This is a genomic window from bacterium, assembly GCA_040755755.1.
Lineage (GTDB): Bacteria > SZUA-182 > SZUA-182 > DTGQ01 > DTGQ01 > DTGQ01.
Genome location: JBFLZW010000033.1, coordinates 161,977 through 183,079, shown reverse-complemented (window position 1 = coordinate 183,079; position 21,103 = coordinate 161,977). Strand labels below are relative to the sequence as shown.

At 46.6% G+C, this 21,103-nt stretch carries 16 protein-coding genes; 5 read left to right on the top strand and 11 right to left on the bottom strand.

Features of this window, described 5'->3' with window-relative positions:
- The first annotated feature begins 177 nt into the window (after positions 1-177).
- The 4 genes from AB1611_11655 to AB1611_11640 are packed head-to-tail and all read left to right on the top strand — an operon-like array spanning position 178 to position 5,894.
- Positions 178-1,677: an HD domain-containing phosphohydrolase gene (locus AB1611_11655; GenBank protein ID MEW6380245.1), complete on the top strand. Its 1,500-nt coding sequence runs from the start codon at positions 178-180 to the stop codon at positions 1,675-1,677.
- Entirely contained in the window at positions 1,674-4,601 is a 2,928-nt protein-coding gene (locus AB1611_11650; protein ID MEW6380244.1) for a response regulator, read from the top strand. The genes AB1611_11655 and AB1611_11650 overlap by 4 nt, the downstream gene beginning before the upstream one ends.
- Positions 4,489-5,523: a phosphate ABC transporter substrate-binding protein PstS gene (pstS, locus tag AB1611_11645; protein MEW6380243.1), complete on the top strand. Its 1,035-nt coding sequence runs from the start codon at positions 4,489-4,491 to the stop codon at positions 5,521-5,523. The genes AB1611_11650 and pstS overlap by 113 nt, the downstream gene beginning before the upstream one ends.
- Before the next feature lie 47 nt (positions 5,524-5,570).
- Positions 5,571-5,894: an Hpt domain-containing protein gene (locus AB1611_11640; GenBank protein ID MEW6380242.1), complete on the top strand. Its 324-nt coding sequence runs from the start codon at positions 5,571-5,573 to the stop codon at positions 5,892-5,894.
- Positions 5,895-5,902: 8 nt separating this feature from the next.
- Here the strand turns inward: AB1611_11640 and AB1611_11635 are convergent, their stop codons facing one another.
- Complete coding sequence (locus tag AB1611_11635; GenBank protein ID MEW6380241.1) at positions 5,903-6,574, bottom strand: hypothetical protein; 672 nt, start codon at positions 6,572-6,574, stop codon at positions 5,903-5,905.
- Positions 6,575-6,590: 16 nt separating this feature from the next.
- Positions 6,591-7,895 carry a nucleotide sugar dehydrogenase gene (locus AB1611_11630; GenBank protein ID MEW6380240.1) on the bottom strand — a complete coding sequence of 435 codons (1,305 nt, stop codon included), beginning with the start codon at positions 7,893-7,895 and terminating at the stop codon, positions 6,591-6,593.
- 308 nt (positions 7,896-8,203) lie between these two features.
- On the opposite strand from AB1611_11630, the gene AB1611_11625 reads away from it, so the two are divergent.
- Positions 8,204-10,264 (top strand): hypothetical protein, encoded by a 2,061-nt coding sequence (locus AB1611_11625; GenBank protein MEW6380239.1) that lies wholly within the window; start codon positions 8,204-8,206, stop codon positions 10,262-10,264.
- A 93-nt stretch (positions 10,265-10,357) separates the two neighbouring features.
- On the opposite strand, the gene AB1611_11620 is transcribed toward AB1611_11625, so the two are convergent.
- The 9 genes from AB1611_11620 to AB1611_11580 form a co-directional block, all read right to left on the bottom strand.
- Positions 10,358-10,918, bottom strand: coding sequence for a UDP-N-acetylglucosamine 2-epimerase (locus tag AB1611_11620; protein MEW6380238.1), 561 nt, complete (start codon positions 10,916-10,918; stop codon positions 10,358-10,360).
- Positions 10,919-11,235: 317 nt separating this feature from the next.
- A complete protein-coding gene (locus tag AB1611_11615) occupies positions 11,236-11,952 on the bottom strand; it encodes a methyltransferase domain-containing protein (GenBank protein ID MEW6380237.1) in 717 nt (238 codons plus the stop codon).
- A 48-nt stretch (positions 11,953-12,000) separates the two neighbouring features.
- Positions 12,001-13,182, bottom strand: a complete 1,182-nt coding sequence (locus AB1611_11610) for a hypothetical protein (protein ID MEW6380236.1) — start codon at positions 13,180-13,182, stop codon at positions 12,001-12,003.
- 162 nt (positions 13,183-13,344) lie between these two features.
- Positions 13,345-14,646: a hypothetical protein gene (locus AB1611_11605; GenBank protein MEW6380235.1), complete on the bottom strand. Its 1,302-nt coding sequence runs from the start codon at positions 14,644-14,646 to the stop codon at positions 13,345-13,347.
- Positions 14,647-14,648: 2 nt separating this feature from the next.
- Positions 14,649-16,133, bottom strand: a complete 1,485-nt coding sequence (locus AB1611_11600; GenBank protein MEW6380234.1) for a polysaccharide biosynthesis C-terminal domain-containing protein — start codon at positions 16,131-16,133, stop codon at positions 14,649-14,651.
- Positions 16,134-16,146: 13 nt separating this feature from the next.
- Positions 16,147-17,775 (bottom strand): MraY family glycosyltransferase, encoded by a 1,629-nt coding sequence (locus AB1611_11595; protein ID MEW6380233.1) that lies wholly within the window; start codon positions 17,773-17,775, stop codon positions 16,147-16,149.
- A 2-nt stretch (positions 17,776-17,777) separates the two neighbouring features.
- Positions 17,778-19,379, bottom strand: coding sequence for a VPLPA-CTERM-specific exosortase XrtD (gene xrtD / locus AB1611_11590; GenBank protein MEW6380232.1), 1,602 nt, complete (start codon positions 19,377-19,379; stop codon positions 17,778-17,780).
- A gap of 13 nt (positions 19,380-19,392) precedes the next feature.
- The gene (locus AB1611_11585; protein MEW6380231.1) at positions 19,393-19,926 is read right to left on the bottom strand and encodes an acyltransferase; all 534 of its coding nucleotides are present in this window, start codon (positions 19,924-19,926) and stop codon (positions 19,393-19,395) included.
- A gap of 14 nt (positions 19,927-19,940) precedes the next feature.
- Positions 19,941-21,101 (bottom strand): glycosyltransferase family 4 protein, encoded by a 1,161-nt coding sequence (locus AB1611_11580; GenBank protein MEW6380230.1) that lies wholly within the window; start codon positions 21,099-21,101, stop codon positions 19,941-19,943.
- Between the last annotated feature and the right edge of the window lie 2 nt (positions 21,102-21,103).

The window sequence follows — 21,103 nt, the reverse complement described above, 5'->3', positions numbered from 1 at the left end:
ATTGTTGGTTACATCAATATTATTCCATATGAATGTTGGGCTTTTATAAGAAGAGTGTTAGAAATTAATAAGACGATGGCCGAAGATCGCTCTCCGGCAAGACTTCTGAAGTCCATCCGCAAGGCTACCGATGAAAAAAGGAGAAGATGCCTAATCTCAACCGTTATGGAGGGCTGAATGGATCAGCAGCTTGAGCAAGACTATGAAAAACAAACTCATGCCCCTTTCATCGACAGCCTGACCGGTTTGTTTAATCATGGTTTTTTCCAGGCATGTCTGGATTGGGAAATTAAGAAATCACAGCGGTATGGAGAGCCGCTCACCCTGGCCTTTATCGATGTAGATTCCTATGCCAGCTACAACAAGCAGCATGGTCCGATGCAGGGGGACCGCGTGCTCAGAGAATTGGCCGGGCTGATCAGAGAGAACATCCGGCAATCCGATCTGGCGGCACGGTATGCCAATGACCGATTTGCCGTTCTTCTCACCAGGTCCGACAACCTGTTCTCTTCGATGGAAAGAATCAGAGCCGCTGTCAGGGAAGCTTACCGGGGAGAGCTTACCGTCAGCGTGGGCATCGCCTCGTTCCCCCAAGATGCCGCAAATAAAGAGTGCCTGATTAAAAAAGCACAGGACGCATTGTTCCAGGCCAAAATCAGGGGGAAAAACAAGCTGTATTTCTATAAAAAGGAAGAGACTCCTTCCGATATCCAGAAGCCGAAGGTACTGGTGGTTGACGATAAGCAGCTCAATATCATGCTCCTGGAACATATGCTCCTTCCCTTAAATTATGAGGTATTTCAAGCCCATAGCGGGGAGGAGGCTCTTTATATAGTCAATAATGTGGATATCGATCTGGTGCTCCTGGATATCCTCATGCCCGGCCTTGATGGCTATGAAGTCTGCCGCCGGTTGAAGGAGGGTGAAGCTACCCGGCTTATTCCCGTAATCATGGTCACCTCGCTGGATGAGACGGAAGCTAAAATCAAGGGCATAGAAGCAGGGGCCGATGACTTCATCCATAAGCCGCTGAACAGGGTGGAGCTTCTGGCAAGGACGCGATCGCTGATCAAGGTCAAAACCCTGAACAGCAACCTGATCAGCATCGAGGATGTCCTGATTTCCCTGGCCAACATGGTCGAGGCCAAGGATGCTTATACTCAGGGACATATTCAGCGGGTTTCCAGCATGGCCGTGGATCTGGGAAAAAGGATGGGCCTGTCTGCACGGGAAAACGAGGCCATACGGCTTGGGGGTATTTTACACGATATCGGCAAGATCGCCATTCCCGGACATATCCTGAATAAACCCGGTCCACTGGACGCCAAAGAGTGGGAAATCATGAAGAGTCACGCCGATATCGGCTATAAGATGTGTCTGCCTCTCAAAAGAACGCTCGGACCTGCCCTGGAGGCAATCCGTCATCACCATGAAAAACTTGACGGCAGCGGCTATCCCGATGCCCTAAAAGGGGATGATATCTCTCTTGCCAGCAGGATCATGTGCGTAGCCGATATCTATGACGCTCTGCTCACTGACCGGCCTTACCGGAAAGGAATGCCGAAACAGGAGGCTTTTGCCATTCTCTTCAAAGAAGCTGATCAGGGAAAGCTGGATAAAAGTGTGGTCGTGTGTTTATGGAAAATGACTGGCGGGAGTAATTGCAGGCTGGCATGAAGAAGGAAAGTGGAAGACTGGAAAAACCTGGTAAGCGGGACTGCTCTTCGAGAGCAGAGTCACTGATGAATAAAAAAACTACCTGGAAATATCGGGCCATGGCCGTTACTTTGGTTGCGGTTATAGCCAGTGTCATCTATCTGGCCAAGTCTGACACGGAAGAATTTGAAAGGTCAATTATAGAAATAACCCAGCATCACCTGTTGGCTCTTGCACAATCAGAAGCACAAGCACTTCAGGCGATTGTTAATCATATTCAGGATGAGCTGGAAATCCTGTCTCTGAATCCCACGATTCAAAAGAGCGTTTCACAGAACCTGACAGATATCGCTCCTTCCCTGCATAATTATTCCCCCCTTGAGTATACTTTCATAAATTTTAGAGGATGGGTCCGTGTGCTTTACCTGCTTGATGCTGAAGGAACGGTCAGGAATATAGCTCCTTACGTCAAAAGTGAGCTTGGTAATAATTATGCTCAAAAACCGGACGTGAAATTTGTTGCGGAGAGGCACCAGCCTCATATCAGTAATCTGTCTTCCGAAGAAGCAGGGATACAGTCCTTTTCTATTTGTTTTCCTGTTTTTGAAGGGGAAAAGTTTATCGGCATGCTTCGGGCGGTAATCTATGTTTACGTAATCGATAATCTCGTAAGTCAGGCCAGGGGACGTGAAAAAACCACGGTTGAAGTCGTTAATGATCGCGGCCTGATCATCAGCCATCCCAATTCCGAATACATTGGCAGAAATGTTATGGCCTTGAGAGAAGAGATGGTTCCGGCTGACAACTGGCCAGAGGTAAGGACCCTCATACAAAAAGCGAGCCAGGGAGAGAAGGGAGTGAGCATTTATAGCACTCTCAACCCAAGAGGGGTGAACCTCTCCGGTGAAAGTCAGAATAAAAGCAAGGGATTACTTGCTCCTTTGGGGAGCTTTTTCAGGGGGAGGACCCTTCTGAGCGGCTCAAAAGCAGGCAGCGGCCAGGTTACGAAAAAGTTAATAGCCTATGCTCCTGTCATGGTTGGCAATACTTTCTGGTCAATAGATGCCACTCTGGACTATGATGAAATCGCAGCACCGATCAAAAAGCACTCAAGAAACCTTTTCATGGCACTGGTCCTCCTGTGTTTAATTTTCATGGCCGGGGGCTACTATTACATGAAAACCGAGGAGCTTGAACACGCCAGGGAAAAAGCGGAAATTTCCAGTCAGGCCAAAAGCGAATTTCTGGCCAATATGTCCCATGAAATCCGTACTCCCATGAATGCGGTTATCGGTTTTTCCGACCTCCTCAGTAATACCTCACTGGATGATTTACAGAAGGATTATGTAGACACGATCCGCAAAAGCGGGGAAGTACTCCTGTGCCTTATCAATGATATTCTGGATATTTCCAAAATCGAGGCTGGAGAAATCGAGCTTGAAAATGTAAATTTCGATCCGGAGGCTTTGATCAGGCAGGTACTAAAGATAGTAAGACCCATGCTGAAGGGCAATAGCGTGGAGCTTTACTGCAACGTTGAAAAAAACACTCCGAAGGGTCTTCGGGGTGATCCAACCCGGATACGGCAGATATTATTAAACCTTTTAAGTAATGCCATAAAGTTTACCCCAAAGGGTGAGATCGGGCTGGAGGTAGGTTGTGAAGCTGCAACGACCGGGGGGACAAAGACCGTGCGGTTATCGGTCAAAGATACCGGCATCGGCATTTCCAAGGGTAAGCAGCAGCTCATCTTTCGCCCTTTCACCCAGGCTGACTCTTCCACTACCAGAAGATACGGAGGAACCGGGCTGGGCCTGGCCATTGCCAAGGCTCTGGTTGAACTTATGGGAGGAAGTATCCAGCTTATTTCGGAAGAAGGGAAAGGGAGTGAATTTATCATCACTCTCAAGCTTCAGGAAGCTGCCTGTGCTCCTGATGCTGCCGAGGGGGTACCCTGCCTGGAGCAGCTTCAGGATAAAAGGGTTCTTATTGTTGATGACAATGATCATTCCCGTTACATCCTGGAAATGTATTGCCGGGATGCCCGGATGACAGTTCCCGCCAGGACATCTTCGGCCAGAGAGGCATTGGACTATTTATCCAGCCAGTCCGAAATGCCTGATATCATTCTTTCCGACATTATGATGCCGGATATGGATGGTTATGAGCTTGCCAAAAGGATACGAAAACAAGACAAATACCAGGGCATAAAGCTTATTGCCCTGCCATCCGATGTGGGATCGGAAAATGTCAGGAAGCTCACTGAATCAGGATTCGATGCCTATCTATCCAAGCCAATTCTGAGATCAGACCTTCTCAGGACTATGCAAACAACACTGGGAATCAAACCTCAGGGAACTCAGGGGGCACCTGAAGGCCAGCCCGATGATGCACTTCTCAATGGCCTGAAGATTCTTGTAGCTGAAGACATTGTCGTTAATCAAAAACTCATCGAGATATTACTGAAAAATTGGGGCTGTGAGGTGGATTTAGTATCGAATGGACAGGAGGCCGTTGCAAAGGCAAAAGCAAATCAGTACAACCTGGTTTTGATGGATATCCAGATGCCTGTTATGGATGGGCTTTCCGCTGTCCGGGAAATCCGTGACAGCGGAAACAGGGAACTTCCCATTATTGCCCTGACAGCCGATGCCATGAAAGAGGATAAGGAAAGAGTCCTGGCTGCCGGGATGAATGACTATCTGTCAAAGCCGGTTAATCCAAACCGGTTGAAAGAAAAGATCCTCAGATGGGGAAAACCGGTCAGTGTATACACCACTATCGAAGTGTGCAGGTCTCAATCCGATAAACTGGAGGCGAAAGATGAGAAGAATATTCCTGATTTTCCTTTTCGGAGCTCTTTTGACCAGCGGATATCCGTTGGCCGGAGCGCAAAGCCAGGAGTTAGCCGGGGCAGGAGCAACCTTCCCTCATCCTCTCTATGAAAAGATGTTCGATGCATATTATCAAAAATTCCAGGTCAGAATCAATTATCAGGCTGTCGGATCGGGTGCCGGGCAGAAGCATCTCTTTGAACAAAACGTAGACTTTGCAGCATCCGATGCCTTCCTCAGCGATGAGAAAATGAAGGAGACCCCTTCCCATATCCTCCATATACCCATATGTCTGGGTGCAGTCTCGGTAACGCATAACCTGCCGGGAAATCCTGCTCTGAAATTCACTCCCGCTTTACTTTCAGATATATTCATCGGGAAAATCACCCGATGGGATGATCCCGCCATACAGGCCATAAATCCTGGAGTAAAACTCCCGGCCCTCAATATCGTCGTGGTGCATCGGTCCGAGGAAAGCGGAACTACCTTTATCTTCACCGATTACCTGTCAAAGGTAAGTCGGGAGTGGAAAGAAAAGATTGGCAGAGGCAAAGCCGTTGACTGGCCGACAGGAGTGGGTGCCAAAGGAAACGGCGGAGTTGCCGGTTTGCTGAAGCAGTTTTTAGGGAGTATCGGCTATGTCGAATTGGCTTATGCCCTAGCGCATGGTATGCCGGTAGATTCTGTTCAAAATAAACATGGAGTGTTCGTCAAGGCGGGTCTTCAGTCAACAAGCCTGGCTGCCAATATCGCCATACCGGATGATACCAGGGTATCGATCACCGACACCGACGCTCCTGACGGGTATCCGATCAGCAGTTTTACCTGGCTGCTCCTGTATAAGGAGCAGAATTACCAGGGAAGATCACGGGAGCAGGCCGACCGGACCGTGAAGCTGCTGTGGTGGATGATCCATGGGGGGCAGGAATATGCCGGACCTCTGAAATATGCAACGCTGCCCAAGGCTGCCTTAGTCAAGGCCGAAGCGAACATCAAATCGGTTACGTATAATGGTGAACCTATATTGAAGTAGATTGGGTTAAAGTAGATTGGATCGAATCGGAAGGAGGAGAATGCAGCATGCAACCAGATGAGCAAAAAACTCTGGCAGAGCTTGGAATCGATAAGGCATCCTACCATGAGCTTCTTGACTACCTCATTATCCAGGTAAAAGAATCAATCGAAGAGCTGCATAAGGCGATCAGCCTGGATGATTTCGATCAGGCAGCCAGAACTGCCCACGCTCTGAAAGGCATGGCGGGAAATCTCAGAATAGAGAAGATTCAAACTATCGCCAAGTCTCTGGAGCTTGGCTGCAAAAACGATAAAAACAGACTTGCTGCCGAGGCGGATGTAGACAGGCTGAAAGAAGCACTGAGCGAGCTTGAGCAGCATATGCCGTGACAGGAAACTTAAGCAAATTTCCTCCTGATCCCTGCCAGTCCGATTAACCCCGAAAAAAACAGCAGACAGGCAGAAGGTATCGGCACGGGAGTTGCGCTCACGGTTAAAGCAGCCTGGTCGATTCGGATATCATTGTCCTCTATACCGGGAATTATCGGGCAAATTACGAAAGATGCGAATTGACCATCTGCCAGGTAGTCCAGCAGCCCTTCCGATGCCAAATCGATCCTCAGTGGGGCATATTGCCTTGCTCCTCCCTTTCTGCCTAGGTTGTATACCATTGAATAAACAAGGTCGCTGCCATCGTACAGCCCGGTGTATATAGTAATTAATTCACGCTGGGGATCATTATCGGAAAAGACAAAACTCAACTCTCCCTCGCAGGGAGGGTTATAGAGGCTCATGTTATAACCCGCTTCATCTATGCCTGCCTGAACCGAGACTAATTCCTCACCGTTCTGGTTATACAATTTCGCCGGATTTCCGGCTGCTGTTAAATCAAACTGGAATTCTCCACGCCAACCTCGTTCAAGGCTAAAAAAATCGGCGTCATGGGCTGTGCCTAAAAATATTTCAGAAAATTCAATGCAATCAGCCCTCGCTGTTTCAACCACTCCTCCAAGCAATAATAAAATGCACAAAAAAGCCAGTGTCTTAACCATAACCATAACCATAACCATATACTTTCCCCCTTTATTATGCTTTTACAACCTTTTCATCATTCAACGAGACGCCCATGGCGTTTCTGGTATCGATAATCAGATTGGCTCTGGAATACAGCCACTTGTAGTCATAATCAGAATGGTCGGTCACGATGACCACGGCATCATAGGAAGAGACCGTGTGCTCGGTGAGCGGAACGGATTTCATGCTCAGGGCATGATGCCGCATTTGGGGAAGTGCAGGAACATACGGGTCGTTGTAGTCCACGACAGCTCCCTTGCTCTGGTACAGCTCGATTACCTTGAAGGATGGGGATTCCCGCGGGTCGTCAACATCTTTTTTGTAGGCAATCCCCAGAACCAGCACCCGTGCCCCTTTCAGGCTTTTGCCACGCTCATTCAGGGCATCCATGGTCTTTTGGACGACATAGTAGGGCATTCCGGTATTTACTTCTCCGGCAAGCTCGATAAATCGGGTATTGAAGTCATACTCCCGTGCCTTCCAGGTCAGATAAAAGGGATCGATCGGGATGCAGTGTCCCCCAAGACCCGGTCCCGGATAAAAGGGCGTGTAGCCAAAGGGCTTGGTGGCCGCGGCATTGATGACCTCCCAGACATCTATCCCCATCCGGTCAAACAGCATCTTCATCTCATTGACCAGGGCAATATTCACCGCCCGGAAAATATTTTCGAGCAATTTTGTCGCTTCGGCCACCCTGGTTGAGGAAACCGGAATGGTTCTCTCGACGATGCAATTGTACAGGGCAAGGGCAACCTCAAGGCACTGCGGCGTATAGCCTCCCACGACCTTGGGAATGGTTCTGGTCGAGTATTTGGAATTATTCGGGTCCTCCCGTTCGGGGGAGAAGGCCAGATAAAAGTCATATCCGGCATGAAGGTCCGTATTTTCCAGAATGGCCCGCATATCTTCATCCGTGGTCCCCGGATAAGTGGTGCTTTCCAGAACAATCAATTGCCCCTTCTTCAGATATCTGGCGATTGTTCTGGTTGTACCAAAGACATAAAACATATCAGGCTCCCGGTTAACGTTGAGAGGAGTTGGAACACAAATAATGATCGCATCCTGCCCGGTTAATCGGGAAAAATCCGTCGTGGCCTGAAATCGTCCGTCGGTGACCATTTCCCTGATCATTTCTGAAGGAATGTGCCTGATATAACTCCTTCCGGATCTAAGCATATCCACCTTGGCCTGATCCACATCAAAGCCGGTTACTGAAAAGCCGCTTCGATAAAACTCTCTGACCAAGGGCAGACCGACATAGCCAAGGCCGATTATCCCTATCTGGGCTGTTCTGTTTTTAATTTTTTCAAGTAGCATATTTCCCCTTTCGATATTTTATTTCCCTTGAATTTAATATTAGGATATAATAATATTAAATATTAATCTTATGCCTGATTTTATTTTATTGATCTCTCAAATGCGGCTTCGTACCATAAGCGGTTGTCGTTCATCAGTCGTTGAATTGGTATGTATCTTCCGAATAAAAAAATGAAGCGTTATATCAGGAACAAAGGCACTCAATACGAAAGCCGCAAATTCGGCTCTTGTGCCTTTATCTCTTTGTCTCTAAAATTAAGCAGCCTCAATATTCATAACAACAGGTTTTAAGAGAGATTCGCAGCTATATGGATAAACCGTTACTCGCCAAAACTCATCTGGCTATTGTCATCCTTATTGTCATCGTAATAATTCAGCCTGCCCATGCTCAATCCCAGGTAAATGACTTGTTGCTTATTCCACTGCCGAAAAAGGTTACAGAACTATCGGGATCGATACCTGTCACGGCTGCTTCTGCTTTTGTAGTTGAAAATATTGCCAATAGAAAGCATCAAATAGGAATAGAAGAGGTAAATGCTCAGGTAAAGTCACTTGGAGGCGCGGCATTACCAGAAAAAATATACGCCAGTATCAATGAAGTAAGCGATAATTCAATAATTGTAGGTAATTTAAAATCACCCTGGATTCAAGAGCTTTGCCACTCTCATAACCTCGAGTATCAAGATCCGGGTGAACAGGGCTATGTCATCAAGTTTTTTACTCGTGGAACCAAGCAATTGATTCTCATCGGCGGGGGAGGTGATCAAGGCACTTTGTATGGCTGCATCACACTCCGAAGCTTACTCAAAAAGGCTGGCGATTCTCTCTGTATTGCCAGGTATGATATATGGGATAAGCCGGATTTTACGTACCGGACGGCAGACAGTATTATCGCTTGCCGTGCTCAGGCAAAAGCAACCATCGATTTTGCTTTGCGCCATAAAATCAATATGATCTGGTCTGGTTTTTCGTACAATCATGATACCTTGACCAGCGATAAAGAATGGTTTAAAAATATCAATGACTACGCATGGGAACGGGGCATCCGGATAGTGTATGACGGCTGGTGGAATATTGGGGAAGCTCCGGTACCCCAAGGGGCAAATCAGTATTATTATCCTTATTCAGGAATGATCGGTCATAGAGGAATGCTTTTCTGTTGGAGTAATGATGAGTTGTTATCGAAAAAAGGAGATGATCTTTCCAATTTTATCCAAAACACTGGCGCTAAGGCAATTTATCTCCATTGCATTGATAGTGGCGGTGTCAATGATCCGGAATTGTGGAGTAAAAAATGTGACAGATGCCGAACACGATTTGGTGAAGATCGGGCACTGGCTGATGCTCATGTAATAAATACATTTTATAATAAAATTAAAAAAGCATCCCAGGACACTCTCTTCATAACGGTAGTTTATCCTTATGTGGCGAAATATACTGCTTCAAGCTATCCCAATATTGTCAATTGGCTGGGAAAATTGACCCGGCTTATTCCCCAGGATGTTTTTCTTGTTGTCCGTGAAGGTACTGCGGACGATATCTCCCGCTGGTGCCGGATGATAAGGCAGCCATCATTTGCATACCATGCAACTGAACCAAAAGATTGGGACATCCAGAGGCCTTATATTACTTCCTTCAGGTTTGCGAGAACATTTTATGCTGAAGGCAAAGATAACATTTACTGGAATACAGCCTACAGGGTAATGTCAAAAATTCAGGTCATGGGTACAGCAGAATATTCCTGGAATATTGAGGCTCCGGGGAGTGAATACTTACTGAATTTAGAGAACCCTCCACTCTGGAAACAGGTAGCGGATAATCCAGAAGAAATCGATAAAGGTTTTTTGCCCCGTGCCTGCAAAATTCTTTTTGATAATGCTTCAAATGAGATGGCAGAAGTAGTATCTTTTAATTTAAGCCCTTATCTCATGGTAAATCCCCAACCGTGGTTAACCCGGGAATACTGCCAGGAACAACTTGAAAAAGCAAATCGCGCATTGGAAATTCTCAAAACCGTGGAAAGTAAAATACCAGCCGAATCAAAAGATTTCTATGGAGCACATAAAGCGAATAGTACTGCTTGCCAGTGCTTTGCTCAAGTCAGAATCGGGCTCTATAATATTAATAAGTATTTGAATGAAAATGTAATGGATGCGGCCAGGTCCGAAAAGTTCAAAATATTGGATTTACTCAATAAAGGAGAACAAGCCTTTTATCAATTAGAAAAAAGTGATTATGTCCCCTGGAATGGGGGCATCGATTTTCTTGGATGCAAGGATAACCTTATTGATGAATTAAACAAATTACCAATTCCACCTGACAGGCCCAAAAACGTTATCCTGAGATATCTGCAAAGACGGCTTCATTGAGCTTGACAGAAAGAGTATCGTTGGGTGCAGGTAAAAACGATCATTTGTGGAGCTGTGTTTCTGCCTGCATGAGCGGGATCCTTGAAAATGTCATCATGCCCATTGTTCGACAATGGCGGCAATGCGCTCACTCGCCTTGCCATCCCACAGTGGAGGCACCGAACCTTTTCTACCTGTCCCGGATAAAATTCTCTCCACCTCCTCCTTAAGACGGCTCATGTTCTGTCCTACCAGTACGTTTGTGCCAATGGTGATAGTAACCGGACGCTCAGTATTCTCCCTGACTGTCAGACAAGGTACACCAAGGAAAGTTGTCTCCTCCTGGATCCCTCCTGAGTCGGTAATAACTAGCCGTGCCTGCCGCTGCAAAGCCAAAAACTGCACATAGCCGATCGGCTCAATCAGTTTAAGACGCGGACTGTCAATGGTAATACCCAGGCCCTGCAGCCTGTGCTGAGTTCGGGGATGAATTGGAAAAATGACGAAAAGGGACTGGCTGATCTCCTGAAGAGTCTTCATGATATTAGCCAGCATATCAGGCTCATCAACATTTGAGGGCCGATGCAGAGTGACCAGGGCATAAGAGCCAGGACAACAGGATGATCCATTCAGGGCAAGTTCATTCAGCACTACTTCATTATCCGCTTTTGGCAAAAGCCTCAGCAGCGTGTCAATCTATAATATAGAGAGGACACAAAGCACACAGGGAAAAAAGATCTCCCGCAGAGACGCAGAGACGCAGAGAACAACCAATCCGGCAAGGTCCTGATGAAAGTCGGGATATATCGATGTGTCAACGGCCTGGAAGCAAGCAAAAAGTAAAAAGGCACAAGGAGGAACTTATTTTACTTTTACTTTTCAATGATATCCTCTGCGTCTCAGCGTCTCTGCGGGAGAATTACTAATTCTTATGTAAGTGCCATTCTCCTTAAGCGTAATATGTTGACACGTCACTCTGCACGTTAGCAAAATTACTTTTTAACTCCTCGTATCACATATACACCGCATTGGAGATTTAATAATGGGATTATCTCGATAAGAGCTTCCATCATATAATTCACTTTGAGGAGAAAGTGAGGGGTATGGGAAAAGGGAGAAGTAAATAGGATATGTTTATGCCTGATATCTCGAAAGTCAGTCTCTTTGAATAGTCTCCGGATCTGGTACACGCTGTAGAGCTTCTCTCTCTTGGATCCGAAATATATAAATCTCACAAGTTCGGAAAAGAAACTCAATTTATTATGGTCAGAGATTACTATTGTGCCACCCCTCTTTATGACCCGAAATACTTCTCTGAGCACCGCTGGCAGATCCTCAAGGTGATGTATCATTTCATCAGCTATGACAAGATCAAAACTTCCATCCGGAAAAGCAAGAAATTGAGCGCTCATGGGTAAAAAGCTGATGTTATTGATGCCGAGACTACCGGCAAAATTGTTTGCGTTCCGAATGCGTTCGTAATCCACATCGATCCCGACAATCGATTTTACTCCTTTTTTCGCAATACCTGCTGTCCTGAAACCCATACCGCATCCGATATCCAGTACACTTTTCCCTTCAAGCCCCTCTGCCAGGTTTTCAATTGTTTCCAATCTGCGCAGATATGTATGTCTTGCCCGCTCAGTGCCCATTACTGCCTTAAAATAGGCATCGTATGCTGTTGTATTATTTATAGATTCAGAATGCACGATGGCTCCTCACTTCTTGTTATTGAGCGCAAACTTCCGTCAAGGTGCTCAGGAATTTCCTTTCCTTATCTCTTTCAAATGACTTTCCCCTACACCAATAACTGCCCCGGTTAAAAGCGCCCAGGGCACCAGGGCAATGATGCATGACGAAACATTTGCCATATTGAGGCTTAAAAAAATAAAAAACCCGCTTATTGCAAGCAAATTATAAGCTATCAAGTCTGAGCTCTGGGCCTTTTTTACTCTATGCTGCAAAAGCCTGAAGATACTGAATAAGATTGATACATAGATTAAAAAGCCGACGATTCCACATCCGGTCAGTATTTCCGCAAAGTCGTTATGGACGAATTTCCGGGTTCCCAGAAAGGAATATGTTGATCCCAGACCCGCTCCAAAAATTATTTGCGCTTTCGAGGCCTTGTGGAAAAAATAGTCATGAAAACTCATCAATCCGCCAACCCGGCCAGAACCTATCTTTTCAATCTGTCCTTCTGAATAATTTTTGCTTATTTCAACCCAGCGGCTCATATAGGGAGATTCATGAAAAAATTTAAATAGTAAAAAGACACTGGATGTTAATAAAAATAACAGCGCTAGTGCCATCAGGGAGCTTTTTTTCCCATAACGTGCACTATAATATTGATAGGCAACATATCCTATTAAGAGAGCAAAGATCGGCGCTCGGGTGAAATTGAGAATGATTACCACCAAAGATAAAAATATCAACAGCTTTGAGATAAATTTGTCAATAAATGAGTTACTTACATTTTTTACCGCAATGACTGGTATGGCAAACGCCAGGTAATACCCAATTACCTTCACATTAGCAAACCCGCCGGAATATGATTGAACGCCTGTTTCGTAAGTCACCTGTTTCCCGAAAAAACCTGATCTTGACAGGATAAAGGACACTATTACCAGCATCGCAGCAATGGCGACAGCGTTGCCAATCTCACCTATTTCCTTTTCTTTTTTGAAGATTTTTGATGCGGATAATAATACAAAAAGCCAGGTGGCAATTTTCAAACTCCACGATATGCTTTCAAGAGGTATGGGAGAAAAAATGCAAATTACCAGAGAATACACCACAAACAATATACCTGCGATCTCCAGCCAGGAATTTTTTGAAGAATACAGGAAAAAATCAACAGCCGTTACGCCAAGAACGATAAACCCGAAAATCATGGATGGGTTTAACGATAAACCCAGTATATCGACCTTGGCATTCATCGATTGACCTATAATGGGATAGATGACGATAGTCGAGTAATAGTAATATTTCCTTTTGATGACGTAGAGAAAAGGAGGAATAATAGAGATGAATAAAAATATGAGCAAAAGTATATTTTGCACTTTGAATGCCTGCCGGTTCTTATCTAGGTATCTCAATAATCAATGAGTCAGCAGTCGGTCGCACAGTGCTGCAAGCTTTCCAGTTGTAAAGTATGATTCATACTCCCTGATGTTATCTTCGGATAAGGTATAGGGGATTTTTTGAACAGAGATCCGATTATAAAGCTCCTCCAGGGTCCGGGCTGCCTGGTTATGATCCCGAGGATCAACAGTCGTGCCTGCATGAGTTTTTTGAACTGCTCTTTTGAGTGCTCCATCCTCTGCAAGACAGAGGATTGGTTTGCGTATTTTTAAATAATCGAAGAACTTAGCGGGGATGAATATATCATGGCCAGGACCGTAGGAATTTATCAGTAAAAGCAGGTCAGCTTCAAGAAGCCTTTGCACTAATTCGTTCTGAGGGATTCTGGGGCAGAGGTTGACCAGGGAAGTGATCTGTAATTCATGAATGATTTTTTGTACACCCTGATGGTCATAATTCCCATAGAAGTAGACCTTTACCCGGTGAGCAAAATTTTTATTCCGTGTTGCAGCTAACGAAAGACCCTTGAGGAATATTTCCGGATTTCTGGTACCATAAAAATTACCTGCATGAACAATAACAAATTTTTCCCTCTGCGTATCTGCCTGAGTGTCTGTTTGAATGTCTGCCTGGTGTTTAAGAGAATTTCCTTCGAAAGAATTCGTAATGACATGCAGCTTATCTCTCCCGATACTGTTTTTAAACCCATGATATTGAAAATCAAGGGCTTCGTCAGATACTGCCACGACAGCATCCGCCTGCCTGAGTACGGCTTCTTCAAGTCTCCTTTCACATTCCCGCCGTATTTTCGACCCTTTATAAAAAGGGTTCAATATCCATGGATCCCGATAATCAAGGATTAATTTAAGATCCCTGTTCTGCGATAGCCTTTTGATAAGACAGGCGATAATAAAGGTCGAAAATGGCTGGCCCGAGGCAAAAACTACTTCTACCCCTTCTTTTTCGACCAGGCGTAAACCCTCTAAAGTTGCACTTGGAATCCAGGAAGCAGCACCGTCCGGGAGAGCTATCCGGTTCCATACACGCCAGAGAAGTTTATGCAACTTTTGGGATTTTTCCATAGGCAATTCTCTCAGGAAATTAAAGGGCAGCAGGAAAGATGACCGGTAAACGGTACACTTTTTTCTTACGGCATTCTCCGCCTTGCTATCGTAAGAAAAATACACTCCGTTGCGAGGGGTGAGGACAATTGGATACCATCCAAACGTTTCCAGGTTTTTGATAAACTTTACCGGGCGGTACGAGCCTACATCATTGCAGGGGGGAAACTGGTAGAGTACCATCAGGAGTTTTTTCATATTCACCCTTCACTCATTACTCTTCGAGTGCGCATTTTCCTGGGTATCAGTGTATTGGCCAACATGAGGATTCTTCTTTCCAGGATTGAAATTGAAAATACATAGACAAAAAATCCGATACAAATTTTATAGACAAGTGATAGAGCGTTCCACTTCAGGCCAGGCAGGAAGTAAATGACCAGGCTCATGATACAACAGGCGATGATGGCCCTGGAGCCGATTCCCCACGGAAACTCCCATGCTATTAGTTTCCGTCCGAACTTTACGGATAGTAATAAGCTGACAAAATATGCGGCACAGGTGGCGACTCCTGCGCCTTTATTCCCCAGGGATGGTATTAAGAGGAAGTTTAACAGAATATTCACCAGTGAAGCCACGATTAACAAATAGAGTAGCTTGAGGTTTTTTTCTTTAAGCTCAAAGCTTTTATTAAAATACAACCCGAGTCCCTCAAAAAATATCCCGGCCGATACCCAGGGAATAATTAAATATGCGTCGAGGTATTTTCCTCCCATTACAACTTTGACGATGTCCCTGGATAAGGTCGATATTCCAAAGACAATCGGCAGCATCAAAACCAGAAAGCAGCTCAGGAGGTCTTTCATCAATGCCTTGGTTTCCAATTCCCCCTCCTGTTCAAATGTCTTAATGAGTACCGGAAAAGAAGCTAACATGAGAAACGAAATAAAGAGAAAGACACTCGTTTCGGTAAATCTATAGCCGGCTGAATATACACCGACAGCAGATGGCCCATGGAAAAAATTAATGAAGTATCGGTCGGATGATGAGAGGATAATATTGCCTCCGGCAAAACCGACAATAGGAAGTCCATAGAGGGCAAAGGACTTTAAAATATCTCTGTTGCAATATCTCAAATGCGGCCGCCAGCTTTTCGATAACCGGAAAAGCTCAATGGTGAAAACAAAAGCTCCTGCTGCGGTAATGCCCAGGAGAATACCCTCTGCGCCAAATCCGAAAAAGTAAATAAGCCCTACACCACAGAGCAGTCGTATCAGGGCATCGATCGACTTTTGAAAAGAATATCGCAAGCTCTCTCTCTGCGCCCGCAACAGGGTATACATCAGGTTGCTGCCCGAATCAAAAAAGATTACAACCGGACCGAGGAAAAGTAATTTCCAGAACCTCAGATCGAAATAGTTTGCAAAGACCCGGAGAATTACCAGCCAGGCAATTGAAACTCCAGAAGCGATCGAAAGAAATCCAGACAGGCAGCTCGAAAAGTAAGTTTGAACATTGTCTTTTTTGTACCGCTCATAATACCGTAACGATGACTGATCGAGCCAACTGAATGAAAACGTTTCAACAAATATAACCGTAGTAAAAATGAGGCTGTAAAGTCCATATTCATCGGGAGATAAGAGCCTCGTATACAGGGTAACTCCGATAAATCCCAAAAAAGAAGGAATAACTACCGATGGAATATATCGAATCAGATCACTGAAGGTAGACTTTGTCGATTGCCGCATTGATTACTCCCTATCATGAAAAACAGAAGGCCAGGGTACCTGTTGCCATGAGAGTCAGGCAGATAGGCCACAGCAGCTTTCGTTCCTTGTACTTACTAAATATTAATTCAATGAAAAAGAAGGTAAAAAGCGTATGGTTTACAATGCTCTCAACACCAGCGAGCCAGGGAAAGGTTTTCGAGAGGAAGAAGACCAGAATTATCACCCCGAAAAACAGGCAATCCATATTAAAAAAGGGGATGCTCTCCACAGAGGCGATAATATACACGAGGTAACAGATGCCCATTCCCATAAACAGGGTATTATAGAGAGACAGCATGGGCCTGGTCTGGCAATCCAGTGCGTAAACAAGATACAGACAGATAAAATAAGCTGACAGCTTCAAAAGCTGTCGAATATATTTTGAATTCATCCGGTTGAGGAAGAGAATACCAGGAATAAGGCCCAAGGATATGAATCCGATATCTTTGGGTATACTCGATCTCACTGCCAGAAGAGCTGACAGGCAAAACAGGAACATCCCGCCGATGAGCGCATGCCAGGCCACGGAACTTACGGTATTCCTTGAGAGTAATTGATGATTCCTGTGCTCCTGCTTCTGTACCTGCTCCTGCTTCCCGTGTATCCGGGGAATGGTGATCTCTTTTTTTTTAAATGCCAGCAGAAAGAGGACGGCCGTAGTAATCAGGAAAAGGTAAATACCGAGCATGACTCCATCCGGGGTCATCCACAGGAGCCAGGCCAGAACGATCATAAGAAGCTGCATTCCATAGATGATCATGACAGCCTCGTTATGTTTGAACCCGATTTTTAACAACCTGTGGTGGAGGTGGTTCTTGTCAGGCTGAAAAATTGGCCGCTTGTCCATGTATCGGTCGAGAATTACCAGGGAAGTATCGATAATGGGAACACCGATGATGAATAGCGGGGTGATGGGACTGGTTATTCTATCGATTGCATACAGCAGGATCATGCTCACACCCACGGCATAGCCGAGAAATAAGCTCCCGGTATCACCGAGAAAGACAATGGCCGGATAGGTATTGTAGCGCATGAATCCAATCAGCCCGCCCATCATGCACATGCACAAAACAACGACCAGGTAGTTTTCTGAAATGAAGGCAAAAAACGCCGTACAGCAGAAGATAAGCAGGCAGATACCGCTGGCCAGACCATCCAGTCCATCGGCCAGGTTGATGATATTGATCGATGAAACCAGGAACAGAAAATAGAAGGGAAGACTCAACAGCCGGAAATTTATGCTCAGCCCGGACCGGAGCTGGATGCTGATAGGGGTCCTGATCCGAAACACCAGGAGCGTGATACATACTGCAACCAACTGCCCCAAAAATTTCCACCGGCAGTTAAGCTCCCGGATATCGTCTATTGCTCCGACAACGAAAATGCAGCCTGCCCCCAAGGCTATACCCAGCAGCAGCCGGTTCTTGGGGGCATATAGGGCAAAGGGTATCATGCTTCCGAAAAAGACCGCGAACCCGCCGGTTCGCGCGATCGGATTGGTATGCACTTTTCGTGCGGTCGGCTTGTCGATTATCCCGTATTTTTTCCCTGTCTTTATAAAGAGCGGGACAAGGACCGTGGTCAGGAGGAAGGCGAAGGATAGGAGTATGAAGCAGTCCATGTCTATGTCCTGCTCTCGGTCTGGTTCGCAGCGAGAAACCGGCCAAGAGTTGTGATCGTTTTTCTGGTAAATCCATCGAGATACTGCTGCGCATCCTCCGGTTTCTGGTCATGCCTCAGCGGGGATATCAGCCTGAAAAAAATATCATGGGTGTTATCTCTGGCCAGAGCGTGCAGCGTAAGATGCCAGCGGTTAATGTTCACGTCGCATGCAGTACGGCTCCTGGTCTGGAACCAGTAATACACCAGACATCGCTCGTTCATTTTCTCAATCAGCATCTTGCGAACTGCAATGGAGCCGAATTGCGGGACATCAGTGATCGTATGAATGCTACTGGCGAGGACTTTCCATCCTGAAGAGGGTAAACAGACATCAGGGCTGTGAAAGAAGTTTTCATTTTCAGTGAAAGGAGATCCACGATAGCCGAGATAGAGGGAAACGATATTTCCCTCCGGTGATCGATACGTTCCACTGAAAGAATCTTCAGCCCCGGATTTCTCCTCGATCTCAGGTTCGATATAATCCATTCTGCCGTGCCATTCCTGAATGGAAAGCGGAAACGAGGAGAGGCCATTCCGGATAGCGAGTCTTGGGAGTGCTGCGGCCGCAAATCCGAGCATTGCTCCGATAGAAAGCAAAGCTGCGGTCAGGACTGCCGGGAGCAGGCTGCACTTTGAGCCGGGCGTGTTCCCGTTGTGTTCTTCTGTGCTCCGGCTGTTATCTTCTGTGACCGGGGACGGGACTTCTATTTTCGCTGGCCGGTGAAAAAATACCTTCAGTATCCGATGGAAAACAACCAAAACGACCAGAGCAAACATAAATACAATCCATCCGGAGAATCCGTGAAAAAAACCCTGTGCTACTTCCGGCCCCCATTTATCAGCAAGAATACCGGTTAAACCAATCCGTATACCATTGACTATGATGGCAACAGGGACTGTAATTGCCACCAGCGGTATCCGCTTGAGTGTGTTCTTCTCAAAAAAATAGGCAAACAGGACCCCGATGGTAAGAAGGGGTAATATGTAGCGAAGCCCGCTGCAGGCATCGACCACCTCAAGCTTGGTAGAGCCAAGATCGATGATATTACCCTCGACAAATACCGGTATCGAGAAGATTCGCAGAATCAATACCCCAAGCATGGTAGATACCCGCTTGAGATGTACCCCGACCAGGGAATGGAACATGGTTGGCAGGGGAACCATGAAAAAGAACAGCGATAAGGGAAAAGCGAGATTGCGAAACATCACCCTGCCGGTACAGAACAGGGCTATCGACAGAATCACACAAGGGAGCGCCATCCTCACGGCAGAAGGGCTTGAGCCCAGGACCCCATAGATGCCTGCCAGAAAAAAGAGCACGAACAGCACTCCACCCGGCCACCAGGTGCTTATGGGTGTCGTGGCAAGCTTTTCCCTTTTCTCCCACAGGAGATAGCCGGTAATGAAGGGGATCAGCAGGGCATAGGAATAATCCCCTTCCTGAAGCCAGATACTCCACAGGCCCTTGAGTGTCGGGAGATAGCAGGCAAAAAAAGCGATGGTTACGAGCAGGAAGCCGATGAACAGCTTCCTGGTACCACGAAGTGGGGGAGAGATTTCCATGATAGTATTCCCTTTATCTCTGGGTATTGAAAATAACCTCTTTTTCACTGAACGCTCTGGTAACCCGGGCGGGAATTCCCATGGCGATCGAGTACCCGGGAATATCCCTGGTCACCACCGAACCGGCGCCAACGATTGAGCATTCTCCTATCGTCACACCCGGCATGATGATGCATTGGCCCCCGATATAGCACCCTTTTTTGAGGAGAACGCCGGATCTGGCCATGTCATCTTTTTCCAAAACCTTCTGCAGATGCCGTGGAATAAAGGTATGGCCGATAATAAATGTCCGGGAAATGATGGTTACCCAATCCTCGATCACGATACTTTCCGGATAGGTATTATCGATAAATACATCCGAGCCGATAAAGACTCCCTCCCCGATTTGCACCCCGCGCATCCGATGAAGGGCTACCCTCCAGGCGGGGAACATGGGAAGGTGCCTGGCCCCGGCATGCAGCAGCCTTTTTGCGACCGAATGGACTGCTCCCAGGCCCCTGAACTCCTCTTCAAGCGGGATCGGGCCCATTAAATTCGATTTGATCATGGTACTTCTTCCTTTCACTGGTCACCTGGTCGGTTCCTGTTGCCTGACAGGTTTTCAAAGAGGGCTTCCAGCCTCTCTGCGGTTCTTGCCCAGTTAAACTTTTCCGCGACATGCATTTTTGCCTGGGCACCGGCGGCAGTTATCGATTCTTTTGGCTTCTGGATCACCTGCTTCACGATATCCATAAAGGCATCCTTATTATCTCTGGGGAAAAGAAATCCGCTGATCCCGCTCTCGATAACCTCGTTATGCGCCGGAATACGGGATGCGATGCAAAACCTTTCATAGGATAAAGCTTCAAGGAGCGTAATAGGCAGCCCTTCATCCTGTGAGGGTGCCAGGAGGGCCAGACAGTTGCTGAGTAATTCCGCCTTTTCCCGGCCCGAAACCGGCCCGGTGAAAATAACCTGAGAACAGGCGGCGGATCTCTGCCTGAGGCTCTGGAAATAAGCTTTGGTGGCAGGATCCTGCGCACCGCCGGCAATGACTATTTTCACCTCTTTCGGTAATACCTGCGGTAAATCCAAAAGCCAGTCCACTCGTTTTATTGGATCGATCCGGCCGAGAAACAGGAGATAATCGAGCCCATCGAGCCGGTATTTTTCTTGTATTATCTGAGCGGGACACGCCACAACATCGTCCAGGCCGCTCGGCATTACCTGGGCGTCAACGGCAAAATCCTTCCTCAGCTTCATTCTCAGGTGGTCGGCAACCGTAGTCACGGAATCCGCCTGCGTGACACCCACCTTAAAAGCCTGCCTGATAACCGAGCGCTCCAAAGAACCGTACTTGGGATTCATCCACCCTGATTCGACACCATGAGCCGTCACGACCGTGACTTTTCCCGTCCGCCGGATGGCAGGAAGGAATACGTAGGAAGCATAGCCATGAAAATTGGCAATATCGTAATCTCCCAGAGCAACGAGCATGCTGGCCAGGAAGGCGTTCTGCAATGCGGCTGTCGCTTTGAGGGGAATAACGGGAAGAGCCTTAATCAGGATCCCGTTGCAGGTTGTTCCGCCATGATCGCGGCAAAACCATCGTGAGCCAAAAACCGTTACCTCGTGTCCGCGCTCGACCAGCCGTGCCCCCACCTCTTCAATATATTTTTCGATCCCGCCCCATTTGGCAGGGATCCCCTTGGTGCCTATCATGGCGATCCGCATCCTGCCCATAA

Coding starts and splice junctions, on each gene's coding strand:
- AB1611_11610 (MEW6380236.1), bottom strand. CDS start 13,182: ATGAATGCCAAGGTCGATATACTGGGTTTATCGTTAAACCCATCCATG.
- AB1611_11650 (MEW6380244.1), top strand. CDS start 1,674: ATGAAGAAGGAAAGTGGAAGACTGGAAAAACCTGGTAAGCGGGACTGC.
- AB1611_11580 (MEW6380230.1), bottom strand. CDS start 21,101: ATGGGCAGGATGCGGATCGCCATGATAGGCACCAAGGGGATCCCTGCC.
- AB1611_11600 (MEW6380234.1), bottom strand. CDS start 16,133: ATGCGGCAATCGACAAAGTCTACCTTCAGTGATCTGATTCGATATATT.
- AB1611_11605 (MEW6380235.1), bottom strand. CDS start 14,646: ATGAAAAAACTCCTGATGGTACTCTACCAGTTTCCCCCCTGCAATGAT.
- AB1611_11630 (MEW6380240.1), bottom strand. CDS start 7,895: ATGCTACTTGAAAAAATTAAAAACAGAACAGCCCAGATAGGGATAATC.
- xrtD (MEW6380232.1), bottom strand. CDS start 19,379: ATGGAAATCTCTCCCCCACTTCGTGGTACCAGGAAGCTGTTCATCGGC.
- AB1611_11625 (MEW6380239.1), top strand. CDS start 8,204: ATGGATAAACCGTTACTCGCCAAAACTCATCTGGCTATTGTCATCCTT.
- AB1611_11635 (MEW6380241.1), bottom strand. CDS start 6,574: ATGGTTATGGTTATGGTTATGGTTAAGACACTGGCTTTTTTGTGCATT.
- AB1611_11585 (MEW6380231.1), bottom strand. CDS start 19,926: ATGATCAAATCGAATTTAATGGGCCCGATCCCGCTTGAAGAGGAGTTC.
- AB1611_11595 (MEW6380233.1), bottom strand. CDS start 17,775: ATGGACTGCTTCATACTCCTATCCTTCGCCTTCCTCCTGACCACGGTC.
- AB1611_11640 (MEW6380242.1), top strand. CDS start 5,571: ATGCAACCAGATGAGCAAAAAACTCTGGCAGAGCTTGGAATCGATAAG.
- AB1611_11655 (MEW6380245.1), top strand. CDS start 178: ATGGATCAGCAGCTTGAGCAAGACTATGAAAAACAAACTCATGCCCCT.